1 protein-coding gene and 1 pseudogene are annotated in these 742 nt (G+C 71.0%); both read left to right on the forward strand.

Annotation, left to right across the window (positions count from 1 at the left end; translation table 11 throughout):
* Positions 1-189 (forward strand): annotated as a pseudogene (locus CGX12_RS20020) (MlaD family protein); the annotation flags it as partial.
* On the forward strand, positions 186-644 hold the full coding sequence (locus tag CGX12_RS19385; RefSeq protein WP_094041468.1) for an ABC-type transport auxiliary lipoprotein family protein: 459 nt from the start codon (positions 186-188) through the stop codon (positions 642-644). The pseudogene CGX12_RS20020 and the gene CGX12_RS19385, both read left to right, overlap by 4 nt.
* Positions 645-742: the final 98 nt, after the last annotated feature.

Raw genomic sequence — 742 nt, forward strand, 5'->3', positions numbered from 1 at the left:
CTGGACGCCCTGCTGGCCGACAACCGGCCGGCCCTGGACGGGGGCCTGCAAGGCCTGGCCGAGCTGGGACCGGCCATCCAGGAACTGCGCCGGACCCTGGCCACCCTGGGCGACATCGCCCGCCGGCTGGAGCAGGATCCCGCCGGCTACCTGCTCGGCCGCGACGACATCGAGGAGTTCAAGCCATGATCCGGGTCCTGTTTTGCCTATCGTTGTCCATCCTGCTGGTGGCCTGCAGTATATTGCCCGAGCCCACTCCCGTGGCCCTGTACCGGCTGCCTCCGCCCGGCCAGCCCCCGGCGGCCGAAGTCCGGAAAGGAACTCAACTGGCGGCGCTGCGCCTGGCCCGGCCCGCCGCCACCGATGCCCTGGGCGGCAACCGCCTGCTGGTGCTGACCGCGGACCACCGTTACCAGGCCTATCCCCGGGCCCGCTGGGCCGCACCCATGCCGCTGCTGTGGCGGGACTGGCTGCTGGATGCCTTCTGGCGCGACGGCCGGGTGGCCCGGCTCAGCAGTGACGGGGGCGGCCCGCAGGGCAGGGTGGGGGGGGGGGGGGTCCTGTGGTCGCAGTGCATGCAATTTCTCGGGTATGGGGAGGCGGGGCATGGAGGACAGGCCGGCATTATCGGAGGTGTGGAGTAGGAACTCACTGGCGCAAGTGGGCCGAACCGCCACGGGGCTGATGAGTTTGGCGGTACGCCTACCGCCGTGCCGACCTCGGTTGAGCTTCACAGAGCCGT

Origin of the sequence: Zobellella denitrificans, assembly GCF_002237365.1 — a bacterium.
GTDB lineage: Bacteria > Pseudomonadota > Gammaproteobacteria > Enterobacterales > Aeromonadaceae > Oceanimonas > Oceanimonas denitrificans.